Source organism: Streptomyces sp. GL_140 (genome assembly GCF_057834465.1).
On record NZ_CM174404.1, the window covers coordinates 8,232,095 to 8,248,776 of the forward strand.

1 protein-coding gene is annotated in these 16,682 nt (G+C 75.2%); it reads left to right on the forward strand.

Annotation, left to right across the window (positions count from 1 at the left end):
- Positions 1 to 5 precede the first annotated feature (5 nt).
- On the forward strand, positions 6 to 16,589 hold the full coding sequence (locus AC3IYJ_RS38080) for a type I polyketide synthase (RefSeq protein WP_489403049.1): 16,584 nt from the start codon (positions 6 to 8) through the stop codon (positions 16,587 to 16,589).
- Positions 16,590 to 16,682 lie beyond the last annotated feature (93 nt).

Below are 16,682 nucleotides of genomic sequence, written 5' to 3' on the forward strand. Positions count from 1 at the left end.
GAGAGGTGCACGAGAAGAGCCGGGAGCCCATCGCCATCGTCGGCATGGCCTGCCGCTACCCGGGCGGCGCCGATACGCCCGAGCAACTGTGGGAGCTGGTGCGCGGCGGAGTCGACGCGGTCGGCGCCTTCCCCACCGATCGCGGCTGGGACCTCGACGGCCGCGACGGCGGCGTCGGCTCGGGAGGCGACGGCGAGACCGGGTACCCGCGCGAGAGCGGCTTCCTGCACGGCGCGGGCGATTTCGACGCCGCGTTCTTCGGGATCTCCCCGCGCGAGGCCCTCGCCATGGACCCGCAGCAGCGACTGATGCTGGAGACGGCCTGGGAGGCCGTCGAACGCGCCGGCATCTCCCCGCACGACCTGCGCGGCTCCCAGACCGGCGTGTTCATCGGCGCCGGACACGGCGGCTACGACACGGCCGCCACGGCCGCCGCTCCCGGACAGGTCCGCGAGGAAGTGGCCGGCCACCTCCTCACCGGGAACACCGTCAGCGTCGCCTCCGGGCGCATCTCGTACGTCCTGGGCCTGGAAGGCCCGGCCATCACCGTCGACACGGCCTGCTCCTCCTCCCTGGTCGCCCTGCACCTGGCGGTGCAGTCGCTGCGGCGCGGTGAGTGCGCGCTCGCGCTGGCCGGCGGCGTCACCGTCATGTCCACCCCGCAGATGTTCGTGGAGTTCGGGCGCCAGGGCGGCCTGGCCGCCGACGGCCGCTGCAAGCCCTTCTCGGCTGCCGCCGACGGCACCGCGTGGAGCGAGGGCGCCGGCGTCGTCCTGGTCGAGCGACTGTCCGACGCCGTCCGGGCCGGCCATCCGGTGCTGGCCGTCGTACGCGGCTCCGCGGTCAACCAGGACGGCGCCAGCAACGGCCTGACGGCGCCGAACGGGCCTTCGCAGCAGCGCGTCATCCGGCGGGCGCTCTCCGACGCGGGCCTCGCCGCCGACGACGTGGACGCCGTGGAGGCGCACGGCACCGGCACCCGGCTCGGCGACCCCATCGAGGCCACCGCGCTGCTGGCCACGTACGGCCAGGGACGCCCGGCGGACCGGCCGCTGCTCCTCGGCTCGATGAAGTCCAACATCGGCCACACGCAGGCCGCGGCGGGCGTCGCGGGCGTCATCAAGACCGTGCTCGCCATGCGGCACGGCTTCCTGCCCGGGACCCTGCACCTCGACGAGCCGTCCCCGCACGTGGACTGGACGGCCGGAAGCGTACGGCTGCTCACGGACGGGGCCGCCTGGCCCGCGGTGGAGGGCCGGCCGCGACGGGCGGCCGTCTCCTCGTTCGGAGTCAGCGGCACCAACGCCCACGTGATCCTCGAACAGCCGCAGGCCGCGCAGGCCGCGCAGGCCGAGACGGCCACGGTGCGTGGCGGATCCGACGCCTCCACGGTACTGCCCTGGGTGCTCTCGGCGAAGACCGCGCAGGCGCTGCGCGCCCAGGCCTCGCGGCTGGCCGAACACGTCCGCGACCGCACCGAGTTGACCGCGGCCGACATCGCCTTCTCGCTCGCCACCACGCGCGCCCCGCTGGAACACCGGGCCGCGGTCGTGGCCGGGGACCGGGCCACCCTGCTGACCGGCCTCGACGCCCTCGCGGAAGGCTTGGGGTTGACGGCCCTCGCGGGCAAGGACCCCCTGGGCGTGCTGTTCTCGGGCCAGGGCTCACAACGGCTGGGCATGGGCCGGGAACTGTACGCCCGCTTCCCGGTGTTCGCGGAGGCCTTCGACGCGGTGTGCGCCGAGCTGGACGTGCCGGTGCGGGACGTGGTCTGGGGTGAGGATGCCGATGAGCTGAACCGGACCGGGTACGCGCAGACCGGGCTGTTCGCCCTCGAGGTCGCGCTGTTCCGGCTGGTCGAATCGTGGGGCGTCCGCCCGGATTTCGTGGCCGGTCACTCGATCGGCGAGGTGGTGGCCGCGCACGTGACCGGCGTGTTCTCCCTCACGGACGCGTGTGCGCTGGTGGCGGCCCGCGGCCGGCTGATGCAGGCCCTGCCGGACGGCGGTGCGATGCTCGCGCTCCGGGCGACCGAGGAGGAAGTCCTCCCGCTTCTGGGCGAGTCCGTCTCGATCGCCGCCGTCAACGGTCCGTCGGCCGTGGTGGTCTCGGGTGCCGAGAAAGCCGTGGAAGCCGTACGCGCCCACTTCGAGGCGCGGGGACGCGAGGCGACCCGCCTGCGGGTCTCGCACGCCTTCCACTCCCGGCTGATGGACCCGATGCTGGACGAGTTCCGCGCGGTCGTGGCAGGGCTGTCCTTCGGCGTGCCCGCTCTTCCGCTCGTCTCCAACCTCACCGGACAGCTCGCCTCGACCCGCGAGCTGTGCACCCCGGACTACTGGGTGCGCCATGTCCGCGAAGCGGTCCGATTCGGCGACGGCATCCGCACCCTCGCGGACCTGGGCGTGACCCGGTACCTGGAACTCGGCCCGGACGGTGTGCTGTCCGCGCTGGCCGCCGAGATCGCGGGCGGCGACACCGCGATGCTGGTACCCGCCCTGCGCAAGGGCACGGACGAGGAGACCTCACTCGTACGGGCCCTCGCCCGGCTGCACACCGGCGGCGTGGACATCGACTGGGCCGCCTTCTTCGCCCCCGTGGGCGCCGCCCGCGCCGACCTTCCCACGTACGCCTTCCAGCGCGAACGGTTCTGGCTCCGGTCCGGCGGAACGGACCTGCTGGGCGGCGGCAGTGGGACGATCGCCGTCGACGCGGTGGAGAGCGCCTTCTGGGAGGCCGCCGAACGCGGTGACCTCGCCGCCGCCTCCGCCGTACTCGGCATCGAAGGCGAGGCCGCCGAGGCCTCCCTCGACGACCTGCTCCCCGTTCTCGGAGCCTGGCGCTCCCGGCGGCGCACCCGCGCCGCGCTCGACGCCTGCTCCTACCGGGCCACCTGGACCGCCCTCGAGGGTCCCCCCGCCGGGCTGCCGTCCGGCTCCGGCTGGCTGGCCGTCGTACCCGACCACGCGGCGGACGACGAGTCCCTCGCCGGGCTGCTCTCCGCTCTGGACGGCCTCGGCGGGCACATCGAGCGGCTCGTCGTGCCCGCCGCCGAAGGTGCCGAATCCCTCGCGGAAGCGGTCCGCGAGGCCCTGGCCACCGCCGCCGGGCCGGTGTCCGGCGTCCTGTCCTTCCTCGCCTTGGACGAGCGCCCGCACCCCGCCCACCCGGCGGTCCCGCGCGGCCTCCTCGCCACCGCCGAGCTGCTGCGCGCCCTGGAGGCCGCCGGAGCGCGGGCGCCCCTGTGGTGCCTGACCCGCGGCGCGGTGTCCGTCGACGCCGCGCAGCCGCCCGCCGACCCCGTGCAGGCCCAGATCTGGGGCCTGGGCCGGGTCGCCGCGCTGGAGGCCCCGCAGCGCTGGGGCGGGCTGATCGACCTCCCTGCGGCCGTGGACGGCCGCGACCTCGCGGCTCGGGTGGCCGGTGTGCTCGGTGCGGGCACGCCCGAGGACCAGATCGCCGTACGGGCCTGCGGCACGTACGCGCGGCGCCTCGCCCGGGTCGAACCCGCCCGCGTCGAACCCGCCCGCGACGCGGAGCCCTGGACGGCCCCGCGCGGCACCGTCCTCGTCACCGGCGGCACGGGCGCCCTGGGCGGCCGCGTCGCCCGCTGGCTGGCCGGCGCGGGCGCCGAGCACCTGCTGCTGGCCGGCCGCCGCGGCCCGGCGGCCGAGGGTGCGGCCGAACTGGCCGCCGAGCTGGAGGCGGCGGGCGTACGGGTCACCGTCGCGGCCTGCGACACCGCCGACCGCGACGCGCTCACCGCCCTCCTCGCAGCCGTCCCCGCCGAGCTGCCGCTGACCGGTGTCGTCCACGCCGCCGGCATCCTCGACGACGGCGTTCTGGACGCCCTGACCGGCGAGCGGTTCGAGACGGTGCTGCGCGCCAAGGCCGAATCCGCCCGGCTGCTGGACGAGCTCACCCGTGACCCGCGGGGCGGTCCGGGGCTGTCGATGTTCGTGCTGTTCTCCTCCGTCACCGGTGTGCTCGGCAACGCCGGACAGGCCAACTACGCCGCCGCCAACGCCTGCCTCGACGCCCTCGCCGAGCAGCGCCGCGCCGCCGGCCTGCCCGCCACCTCCGTGGCCTGGGGCTCCTGGGCCGACGCGGGCATGGCCGCCGACAGCGAGGCCCTCGCCGACCGGATCCGGCGCAGCGGCATGGCCCCCATGGCGCCCGAGCTGGCCCTCGCCGCCCTCCAGCAGGCCCTCGTCCGCGGCGCCGCCTGCGTGACCGTCGCCGACATCGACTGGGACGTCTACGCACCGGCCTTCACGGCCGCTCGGCCCAGTCCGCTGATCGGCGACCTGCCGGAGGTGCGCGGCCGCCTGACGCGTGCCGGGGAGAAGGCCGGTGGAGCGACGTCGCCGCTGCGTGAGCGGCTGCTGGGCCTGGCGACCGCCGCGGAACAGGAACGTGCGCTGACCGATCTGCTCCGTGAGGAGATCGCCGGCGTCCTCGGGCACGCCTCCGTGGGCACCGTCGACGTCAACCGGGCCTTCCGTGAACTGGGCTTCGACTCCCTGACCGCCGTGGAGCTGCGCAACCGGCTCACCGCCGTCACCGGCATGCGCCTGCCCGCCACGCTCCTGTTCGACCACCCGACCGCGGCCGCCGTGGCCGCCCACCTGCGCGCCGAGCTGTTGGACGGGCACACGGACTCGGATGCCAGCACTGCCGTCGCGGTACGGGCGGACGCGGACGAGCCGATCGCCATCGTCTCCATGGCCTGCCGCTTCCCCGGCGGCGTCGGCTCCCCGGAGGAATTCTGGGAACTGCTCGCCCGGGGCGGCGACGGCGTGTCGCACCTGCCCACCGACCGGGGCTGGGACATCGACGGGCTCTACGACCCCGACCCGGAACACCAGGGCACCAGTTACGTCCGCGAAGGCGGCTTCCTCACCGGCCCTGCCGACTTCGACGCCGACTTCTTCGGGATCTCCCCGCGCGAGGCCCTGGCCATGGACCCGCAGCAGCGGCTGCTGCTGGAGACCGCGTGGGAGACCGTCGAGCGGGCCGGCATCGCCCCCGACACCCTGCGCGGGACCGCGACCGGCGTGTTCGTCGGCTCCAACTTCCAGGACTACCAGCAGGTCCTCGGCTCCGCCCCGGACGACGTCACCGGGCACCTGATGACCGGCAACGCGGCCAGCGTGGTCTCCGGCCGGGTGTCGTACGCCTTCGGCCTCGAAGGCCCGGCCGTCACCGTGGACACCGCCTGCTCCTCCTCGCTGGTCGCCCTGCACCTGGCGGCGCAGGCGCTGCGCCGCGGCGAATGCACCCTCGCCCTGGCCGGCGGCGTCACCGTCATGTCGACCCCGCACATGTTCGTGGAGTTCTCCCGGCAGCGCGGTCTCGCGGCCGACGGACGCTGCAAGCCGTTCGCGGGGGCCGCGGACGGCACCGGCTGGGCCGAGGGCGTGGGCCTGCTGCTGGTGGAACGCCTCTGCGACGCACGCCGCAACGGTCACGAGGTGCTGGCCGTGCTCCGCGGCTCCGCCGTCAACCAGGACGGCGCCTCCAACGGCCTGACCGCCCCCAACGGACCCTCCCAGCAGCGCGTCATCCGCCAGGCCCTGGCCGATGCCGGACTGGGCGCCGCCGAGGTCGACGCGGTGGAGGCGCACGGCACCGGCACCCGGCTCGGCGACCCGATCGAAGCGCAGGCGCTGCTCGCCACGTACGGGCAGGACCGGACGGCGGACCGGCCGTTGTTCCTCGGCTCGGTCAAGTCCAACATCGGCCACACCCAGGCCGCGGCCGGCGCCGCCGGCGTCATCAAGATGATCCTGGCCATGCGCCACGGCGTGCTGCCGCAGTCCCTGCACGTGGACGAGCCGTCCCCGCAGGTCGACTGGTCGGCGGGCGCGGTCGAGCTCCTCACCGCCCCCACCGCATGGCCGACGGTGGACCGCCCGCACCGGGCGGGCGTCTCCTCCTTCGGCATCAGCGGCACCAACGCCCACGTCATCCTGGAGGCGGCCGACCCCCTGTCGCTCATGGCCTCCGCGGCGGGGGCGGAACACGACGTCCCCACGAAGCCGTTGCCCGCCCTGCCCCACGTACTGTCCGCCAAGTCCCCGGAGGCACTGGCCGCGCAGGCGGCGCGGCTGGCGGCGCACCTGAGGGGCACAGGGGCCGGCCCCGGGCTGGACGGCGTCGCGCACGCACTGGCGACCACCCGTACCACCATGGAACACCGAGCCACCGTCGTCGCCGCCGAAGCCACCACCCTGCTCGCCGGCTTGGACGCCCTCGCCGAGGGCCGGGGCCGGACATCGCCCGTCGTCCTCGAAGGCACCGCCGGGAGCGACGGCGACACCGTCTTCGTCTTCCCCGGGCAGGGCTCCCAGTGGACCGGCATGGCGCTCGAACTGCTCGACACCTCACCGGTGTTCGCGTCCCGCATGGCCGAGTGCGCCGCCGCCCTCGGTGCGTACGCCGATTGGTCCCCGATGGACGTGCTGCGCGGAACCGAAGGCGCTCCCTCGCTCGACCGGGTCGACGTGGTCCAGCCCGTGCTCTTCGCCGTCATGGTGTCCCTCGCCGAGCTGTGGCAGGCGCACGGCGTGCGCCCCGCGGCCGTCGTCGGCCACTCCCAGGGCGAGATCGCCGCCGCCTGCGTGGCCGGCGCCCTCACCCTGGACGACGCCGCGCGCGTCGTCGTCCTGCGCAGCAAGGCCCTGACGGCACTGTCAGGGGAGGGCGGAATGGTGTCCGTCGCCCAGCCCGCCGACGCGGTGCGCGCACTGCTGGCCCCCTGGGGCGGGCGGCTCTCCCTGGCCGCCGTCAACAGCCCCTCGTCCGTCGTGGTCTCCGGCGAGCCCGACGCCCTGGACGCCCTCCTCGACACCTGTGCCCGGGACGGCGTACGAGCCAGGCGGATCCCCGTCGACTACGCCTCGCACTCCGCCCAAGTGGCCCGTACGGAGGAGGAACTCCGCACCGTCCTCGCGCCCGTCACACCCCGTACGGCACGCATCCCCTTCTACTCCACCGTCACCGGCACCCAGCTCGACACGACCCTCCTCGACGGCGCCTACTGGTACGCCAACCTGCGCGGCACCGTCGAGTTCGAACAGGCCACCCGCGCCCTGCTCGACGCCGGCCACCGCGTGTTCATCGAGGTCAGCCCGCACCCCGTCGTCACGACCGGCGTGCAGGAGACCATCGAGGCCACCGGCTGCGCCGCGGCCGCCACCGGGACCCTGCGCCGCGACGAGGGCGGTCTCACCCGGTTCGCGCTGTCCCTCGCCGATGCCCGCAACCACGGCACCCGCATCGACTGGGACGACTTCTTCGAGACCGCCACCGGAGCCCCGTATCCCGGTACCCGGACGCAACTGCCCACGTACGCCTTCCAGCACCGCCGCTACTGGCCGCGCCCGGCCACCGGCGGCGCCGGGGACCTCGCCTCCGCCGGACTCGGCTCCCTCGACCACCCGCTGCTCGGCGCGGCACTGCCGCTCGCACTCGCAGACGAGCTCGTCGCCACCGCCCGCTGGTCGCTGCGCAGCCACCCCTGGCTCGGCGACCACGCGGTCGGCGGCACCGTCATAGTGCCCGGCGCCGCCCTCGTCGAGGTGGCCGTCCGGGCCGGTGACGAGCTCGGCTGTGGCAGGGTCGAGGAACTGACCCTGCACGCGCCCGTCCTGCTGCCCGAACGGGGCGGCATCCAGGTGCAGATCGCGGTCGGCGCCGCCGACGCCTCCGGGCAGCGGACCGTCACTCTCCACACCCGGCCCGACGACGCGCCGGAAGCGCAGTGGACCCACCACGCCGACGGCACGCTGGCCGAGCCCGGCGCGGAGCCCCTCGCCGACGCGTCCGCCGCCTGGCCCCCGCACGGGGCCGAGCCCGTCCCGGCGATCGACGGGCACTACGCGGCCCTGCGCGCCGAAGGCTACGAGTACGGCCCGGTGTTCCAGGGCCTGCGGACGGCCTGGCGGCTCGGCGCGGACGTGTACGCCGAAGTGGCCCTGCCCGAGACCGGCCTGGCGGACGCCGCCCGCTACGGCATCCACCCGGCACTGCTGGACGCGGCGCTGCACGCGGCCGGATTCGGACCGCTGGGCAATGCCGAAGGCAGCACCGGCCTGCCCTTCTCCTGGACCGGGATCACCCTCCACGCCACCGGCGCCACCGCCCTGCGGGTCCGCCTGCGCCCCGCCGGACCCGGTGCGGTGTCGCTCCTGATGACCGACCCGCTCGGCCGCCCGGTCGCCACCATCGACGCCCTGGCCGTACGCCCCGTCACCGCCGCCGCCCTCGGCGCCGCCGATGCCGTCTCCCGTACGGTCCGCGACGGCCTCTTCCACCTGGAGTGGACCCCGCTCCCGACGGCCCCGACCGGAGCAACGGCCCCGACGGCCCCGTCCGGAGCGCCGCAGGCCGCCCGCTGGGCGATCCTCGGATCCGACGACCTCGTCCACGCGACCGCCCTCACCCAGGGCGGCGCAGCCCCGGCACGCTGGGACAGCCTGGCCGCCCTCGGGGCCGCGCTGCCCGAGACCGGTACGCCGGACGCCGTGCTGCTCACCGCCGACACGGCCGGCCCGGACGCCCCAGCGGCCCGGGCCGCCACCGTCCTGGACGCTGTGCTCGTCACGCTCCAGGCCTGGCTGGCCGACGAGCGGTTCGACGGGACCCGGCTGATCGTCGCCACCCGTGGGGCCGTCACTCCCGACCCCGGTGGTGAGGTCACCGACCTGCCCGGGTCCGCCCTGTGGGGTCTGCTGCGATCGGCCCAGACCGAGCACCCCGGCCGGATCGTGCTGGCCGACCTCGACGACGACCCCGCCTCCTGGCGGGCCCTGCCCCGGGCGATCGCCACCGGGTACGAGCCCCAGCTGGCCCTGCGCCAGGGGGCGGCGTACGCACCCCGCCTGGCCCGCACGCACACCTCCGGCGCGCTCACCGCACCCGAGGGCACGGCTCCCTGGCGCCTGGACATCCCCGAGAAGGGCAGCCTGGACCAGCTGGCCCTGCTGCCCGCCCCGCAGTCGGCCGCGCCGCTCGAACTGGGCCAGGTACGGATCGAGGTCCGCGCCGCCGGACTCAACTTCCGGGACGTCCTGAATGCCCTCGGCATGTACCCGGGCGGCGCCGAGTTCCTCGGCTCAGAGGTCGCCGGCCTCGTCGTCGAGACCGCCCCCGACGTCACCGGCCTGCGCGTCGGCGACCACGTCTTCGGCATGGTCGTGGGCGGCTTCGGTCCTCTCGCCGTCGCCGACGGCCGCGTCGTCACCCGTATGCCGGTGGGTTGGACCTTCGCCCAGGCCGCCGCCGTGCCCGTAGCCTTCCTCACCGCGTACTACGCGCTGCGCGATCTCGCCGGCCTCACCGAGGGCGAATCGATCCTCGTGCACGCCGCCGCCGGCGGCGTCGGCATGGCCGCGACCCAACTCGCCCGCCTGTGGGGCGCCGAGGTCTACGGCACCGCGAGCGAGCCCAAGCAGCGCCTGCTGCGCGCCGCCGCCGACGGCTTGCCCGCCGACCGCCTGGCCTCCTCCCGCACCCTCGACTTCGAGGACGCCTTCCGGACGGCGAGCGGCGGCCGGGGAGTGGACGTGGTACTCAACTCCCTCGCCGGCGAGTACGTCGACGCCTCGCTGCGCCTCCTGGCACCCTGCGGCCGGCTCATCGAGATGGGCAAGACCGACATCCGGGACGCCGCCGACATCGCCCGGGACCACCACGGAGCCTTCTACCGCGCCTTCGACCTGACCGAAGCCGGCCCCGAGCGGATCGGCGAGATGCTCGCCGAGCTCGTCGCCCTCTTCGAACAGGGCGCCCTGCGCCCGCTCCCGGTCACCGCCTGGGACGTCAAGCACGCCCCGGAAGCGTTCCGGTACGTCTCCCGGGCCCGCCACACCGGCAAGGTGGTCCTCACCGTGCCCCGCCCGTGGAACCCCGAGGGCACCGTCCTCATCACCGGCGGCACCGGCGAACTCGGCGGCGCGCTCGCCCGCCACCTCGTCGCGGAACACGGCATGCGGCACCTGCTGCTCGTCGGCCGCCGAGGCCCCGACGGCCCCGGCGCCGCCGAACTCCGCACCGAACTGGCCGAACTGGGCGCCGAAGTCACCCTCGCCGCCTGCGACGCCGCCGACCGTACGGCGCTCACCGCGCTGCTCGGCTCCGTCGACGAGGCCCACCCGCTGACCGCCGTCGTACACGCCGCCGGTGTGCTCGACGACGGCGTGGTCACCTCCCTCACCCCCGAGCGGCTGCGCACCGTACTGCGCCCCAAGGCGGACGCGGCCTGGAACCTGCACGAACTGACCCGGCATCTGGACCTCGCCGACTTCGTCCTCTTCTCCTCGGCCGCCGGAACCTTCGGCAACGCCGGGCAGGGCAACTACGCCGCCGCCAACGCCTTCCTCGACGGACTGGCCCGCCACCGCCGGGCCGCCGGCCTGCCCGCCACCTCACTGGCCTGGGGCCTGTGGGCCCAGGCCAGCGAAATGACCGCACACCTCGACGACGGCCACCGCGGCCGGGCCCGATCCACCGGCGCGCTGCCGCTCGCGACCCGCGACGGGCTCACGCTGTTCGACGCGGCCCTCGCGGCCCGCCGCCCGCTGCTCGTGCCCCTGCGCCTGGACCACGCCGTGCTGCGTCGCCGCGCCCCCGAGGCGTTGCCGTCGATCCTGCGGGGCCTGTTCCGGGGCGCGACCGCCCGCCGCGCCGTGGAGGCCGGACCGGGCACCGAACCCGGCGGCGGCCTGGCGCTGCGGCTGGCCGGGCTGCCCGCCGCCGACCGGCGGACCGAACTGGTCGAGCTGGTCACCACGTACGCGGCCGCCGTACTCGGCCACGCCGACGCCGGCCTCATCCACGCGGGCAAGGCCTTCCGCGACCTCGGATTCGACTCGCTGACCGCCGTCGAGCTGCGCAACCGGCTGGGCAACGCGACCGGTCAGCGCCTGCCCGCCACGCTGGTCTTCGACCACCCGACACCCGTCGCCCTCGCAGAACACCTCGGCAGCCTGCTGACCGACGACGCACCCAAGACCGGGACGGCCCCGGCCCCGGCCGCCCCGGACGACGACCCCGTGGTCATCGTCGGCATGGCCTGCCGCTATCCGGGCGGCGTCCGCTCGCCCGAGGACCTGTGGACGCTGCTGGCCACCGGTACCGATGCCATCGGCGGTTTCCCCACGGACCGGGGCTGGGACCTGGAGCACTTCTACGACTCCGTCCCCGACCACCCGGAAGCCTCCCGCACCCTGGAAGGCGGATTCCTGCACGACGCCGCCGACTTCGACGCGGACTTCTTCGGCATCGGCCCCAACGAGGCCACCGTCATGGACCCGCAGCAGCGCCTGCTGCTGGAAACCGCGTGGGAGGCCGTGGAACGGGCCGGCATCGACCCGAGGTCCCTGCGCGGCAGCCGGACCGGGGTCTTCGCCGGTCTGTCCTCCAGCGACTACATGACCCGCGGCGCCGACATCCCCGAGGCGCTCACCGGATACGTCAACACGGGCAACGCCGGCAGCGTGGTCTCCGGCCGTGTCTCCTACGCCCTCGGCCTGGAGGGACCTGCCGTCACCGTCGACACCGCCTGCTCCTCCTCCCTGGTGGCCCTCCACATGGCCGCCCAGGCGCTGCGGGCCGGCGAATGCTCGCTCGCCCTCGCGGGCGGTGTGACCGTCATGTCCTCGCCGGTGATCATCGTGGACTTCTCGCGGCAGCGCGGACTCGCCGCCGACGGCCGCTGCAAGCCCTTCTCGGCGGCCGCCGACGGCACCGGCTTCTCCGAAGGCGCCGGCCTGATCGTCCTGGAACGCCTCTCCGACGCCGTGCGCAACGGCCACCAAATACTTGCCGTCGTACGCGGCTCGGCCGTCAACCAGGACGGTGCCTCCAACGGACTCTCCGCCCCCAACGGCCCCGCCCAGCAGCGGGTCATCCGCCAGGCCCTGGCCAACGCCCGCCTGACCGGCGCCGACATCGACGCGGTGGAGGCACACGGCACCGGCACCCGGCTCGGCGACCCCATCGAGGCACAGGCCCTGCTCGCCACCTACGGCCGGGAGCGGGACGCGCAGCAGCCGCTGCGACTGGGCTCCGTCAAGTCCAACCTGGGGCACACCCAGGCCGCCGCCGGTGTCGCCGGGGTGATGAAGATGGTCCTCGCCATGAGGCACGGCACGCTCCCGAAGTCGCTGCACGTCGACGAACCGAATGCGCACGTGGACTGGTCGGCGGGCGCCGTAAGCGTCCTGTCCGAGGCCGCCGCCTGGCCGACGGCCGACGGCCGCCCGCGCAGGGCCGGGGTCTCCTCCTTCGGCATCAGCGGTACCAACGCCCACGTGATCCTGGAACAGGGCCCGGACGCAGCGCCCGAGGCGGCTTCGGGCACCGGCATGCCCATAGCCGACCCGGCCGGGGCCGCAGCGCCGACAGCGGCCCCGACGGCTGCCCCGGCTGCCTCCGAGGGGGCGGAGGCGCTGCCCGTCCGGGCCCTGCCCTGGCTGCTGTCCGCGCGGAGCGCACCCGCGCTGCGCGGGCAGGCCGCTGCCCTGCTCGCACACCTCGACACCCGCGCCGGGAGGCAGGCCGCGCCGCTCGACCTCGCCGCCTCCCTCGCCACCCGGCGGGCCGTCCTCGAACACCGCGCGGTCGTCACCGCCGCCGACCCCGCAACCCTGCGGGCCGCGCTGGCCGCGCTCGCCGACGGCGCCCCCGCGCCCGGTCTCACCCAGGGCCGCCACACCTCCGGACGCGACCGCAAAACCGTCCTGGTCTTCCCCGGACAAGGCTCCCAGTGGGTCGGCATGGGAGCCGAACTCCTCGACGCGTCACTGGAGTTCGCAGCCCGCATCGCCGCCTGCGAGCAGGCCCTCGCCCCGTACGCGGACTGGTCCCTGACCGCCGTACTGCGCGGCGAGCCGGACGCCCCGCCGCTGGACCGCGTCGACGTGGCCCAGCCCGCCCTGTGGGCGGTCATGGTCGCGCTCGCCGCGGTCTGGCAGGCCCACGGCCTGCGCCCCGCGGCCGTCGTCGGCCACTCCCAGGGCGAGATCGCTGCCGCCTGCGTGGCCGGCGCGCTCTCACTGGAAGACGGCGCCCGCGTGGTCGCGCTGCGCAGCCGGGCCATCGCCGACGGGCTCTCCGGCCGCGGGGGCATGGTCTCCGTCGCCGCCTCCCACCAGGACGTCCTCGCACGCCTCACGCCCTGGGGCGAGCGGATCTCCGTAGCCGCCGTCAACGGCCCCGGCTCCGTGGTGGTCTCCGGCGAGCCGGACGCCCTCGACGCACTCCTCGACGCCTGCGGCCGGGACGGCGTCCGCGCCAGGAAGATCCCCGTCGACTACGCCTCCCACTCCGCCCAGGTCGAAAGCATCCGCGAGACCGTCCTGGCCGACCTCGCCGGCATCGAAACCCGCGAACCCCACATCCCCTTCCTCTCCACCCTTACCGGGAAGTGGGCCGACGCCGGCACCCCTCTGGACGCCTCGTACTGGTACGAGAACCTGCGCCGCACCGTGCGCCTGGAGGACGCCCTGCGCACCCTCCTCGTCCAGGGCCACGACGTGTTCGTCGAGGCCAGCCCGCATCCGGTGCTGACCTCCGCCATCGAGGACACCATCGCCGCCGCCGGTACGGACGCGCTGGCGCTGGGCTCGCTGCGCCGCCATGACGGCGGCCCCCAGCGGCTGCTGACCTCCCTCGCCGAGGCACACGTGCACGGCGTACGGGTCGACTGGAGCGGCATCCTGAGCGGCGGCGGGGCGGCGGACCTGCCCACGTACGCCTTCCAGCGAAGCCGGTACTGGCTCGAGGCGGCCCCGGCCGCAGCAGCCGCCGCCCCGGCGGATCCCGCCGGCCTCGACACCGTGGTCCGGCTCGCCGACGGGGACGGCGCCCTGGTCCTCACCGGCAGGATCGCCACGGCGACCCACCCGTGGCTGGCCGACCACACCGTGCACGGCGCTGCCGTCGTCCCCGGCACCGCCCTGCTCGACTGGGCGGTCCGGGCCGCCGACGAGGCCGGATGCACGATGGTCGAGGAACTCACCGAACTGGCCCCGCTGGTCGTCCCCGAGGACGACGTCCTGGAACTCCAGCTGACCGTAGGAGCCGTCGAGGCGGGCACCCGCCCGCTGACGGTCCACGCCCGGACCGCCGCGGACGCACACTGGAGCCGCCACGCCACCGGCACGCTGACCTGGGCGGGCGCACCGGCGGGCACACCGGCGGGCGAGCCCCGCGACGCGACGGCCTGGCCGCCGCACGACGCACACCCGGCCGACACCGACGAGCTGTACGCCGTCCTCGCCGAGGGCGGCTACGACCCCGGACCGCTCCACCGCACCGTCCGCGCGCTCTGGACCACGCCCGACGGCGACACCCTCGCCGAAGTGGCCCTGCCCCAGGCCCAGCACACGGCCGCGTCCGGCTTCCGGATCCACCCGGCCCTGCTGCAGACCGCCCTGGTCATGGCCACCGCCACCCGGCCCGGCGGCGGAGCGGAACTGCCCGTCGCCTGGGGCTCGGTGACCCTGACGGCCACCGGCGCCGCTCTCCTGCGCGTACGGATCACCCGCACCCAGGACGGCACCCTCTCCCTGACCGCCGCCGATGCGACGGGCACGGCCGTGCTCACGGCCGCCGCCGTCACCACCACCCCGCCCGCGGCACCCCGGCAACCCCAGGCACTCTTCGAAACCGCCTGGACGGAGCCCGACTGGGCCCCTGCCGTCCTCACCGAACCGGCCACCGGCACGACGCAGTCGTTCACCGGTCCACCCGCCCTGCTGGAGGTCCTCGGGGCCGAGGACACGGCACCCTTCGCGGACACGGTGCTGCTGCGCCGGCCCGCGGCCGACCACCTTGCGAACCCCTCGGACAGCACCCCCGTACGCGAGACGCTGCACCTGGTCCAGTCATGGCTGGCCGATCCGCGCAGCGCGAACTCCCGGCTGGTTCTCATCGCCCCCGGCGACGGCGCCGCGCTCACCGATGCGGCCGTTCACGGACTGATCCGCTCGGCGCAGGCCGAGCACCCCGGCCGGTTCCTGCTCGTCGACACCGACGGGGACCCGGCCTCCGAACGCGTGCTGTCGGCCGCCGTCACGGCCGCCGCGGCCGCCGACGAACCCCACCTCGCCCTGCGCGCCGGCACGGTGACCGTGCCGAGGCTCCGGCGCACCGCACTCCCGCAGGACCGCTCGGGCCCCCCGGTCTGGGAGTGGGACACGCACGGCGACGGAACCGTCCTGATCACCGGCGGCACCGGGACCCTCGGCGCACTCGTCGCCAGGCACCTGGTCACCGAGCACGGAGTCCGGCACCTGCTGCTCACCGGCCGCCGGGGCCCCGCCGCCCCGGGCGCCGGGGAACTGCGCGAAGAACTCACCCGGATGGGGGCGGCCGTCACCATCGCCGCCTGCGACGCCGCCGACCGCGACGCCCTCGCCGAGGTGCTCGCCGCCGTCCCGGCCGAACACCCGCTCACCGCCGTGGTCCACGCGGCCGGCGTACTCCAGGACGGCCTCCTGGAGAACCTCACCGCCGAGGACCTGGAGCGCGTATGGCGTCCGAAGGCCCAAGCCGCCTGGCACCTGCACGAGCTGACCCGCGACACCGAACTGTCCGCCTTCGTCCTCTTCTCCTCCTTCGCCGGAGTCATCGGAGGTCCCGCCCAGGCCAACTACGCCGCCGCCAACTCCTTCCTCGACGCCCTCGCCCACCGGCGCCGGGCCCAGGGACTCACCGCGGTCTCCCTCGCGTGGGGATACTGGGGAGATTCCAGTGAAATGACGTCCAGGCTGACCCCCGTGGATGTCGCCCGCTTCGAACGCTCAGGAATGCTGCCGCTCTCGGCAGGCCAAGGACTCGGCCTGCTCGACGCCGCCGCGGCCGTCGACCGTGCCCTCCTGGTCCCCGTACGGCTCGACCCGAGGGCCTTCGCGGCCGCGGGCCGTACGCCGGCGCTGCTCCGCGCACTCACCCCCGTACGGGCGGTCACCCGGAGGGCCGCGAGCACCATCGGAGCCGCCGCTCCCGCGGACGGGGTCCGGCAGGACGGCGGTTTCGCGCAGCGGCTGGCCGGGCTCGGCGCGGCCGAGCGCGAGGCGCTGCTGCTCCAACTGATCACCAGCCATGTCGCCACGGTCCTGGGCCATGGCTCGGCCGCCTCGATCGAGGCCGAACGCGGCTTCCTCGACCTGGGCATGAGCTCGCTCACCGCCGTGGAACTGCGCAACCGCCTGAACGCCGACACCGGGCTCCGGCTGCCGACGACGGCGGTCTTCGACCACCCGACCCCGCTGGCCCTCGCCCGGCACCTGCGCGCACAACTGGCCTCCCCGGGCAGCGCGGAGCCGGAAGGGTCCCTCCTGCCGGGACTCGACGACCTGGAGCAGGCCGTGACGGCCGGTGCGGCCTCCGCACTCGACGCGGACGGCCGCGCCCGCCTGGCCGCCCGGCTCAAGGCACTGCAGTGGAAGCTCGACGCTGCCGCCGAGGACACCCGCGAAGGGGACGCCGACGGCACCGACGCCGACGCCGACCTCGAAGCAGCCTCCACGGACGACGAGATGTTCGACCTGATCGACAAGGAACTCGGCCTCGCCTGACCGAGTCGGCCGACGGCCCGACCGATCCGACCGATCCGACCGATCACCGCACCACCCGTAACACCCTTTACCGACTGCGAGGTTTTCCCACCC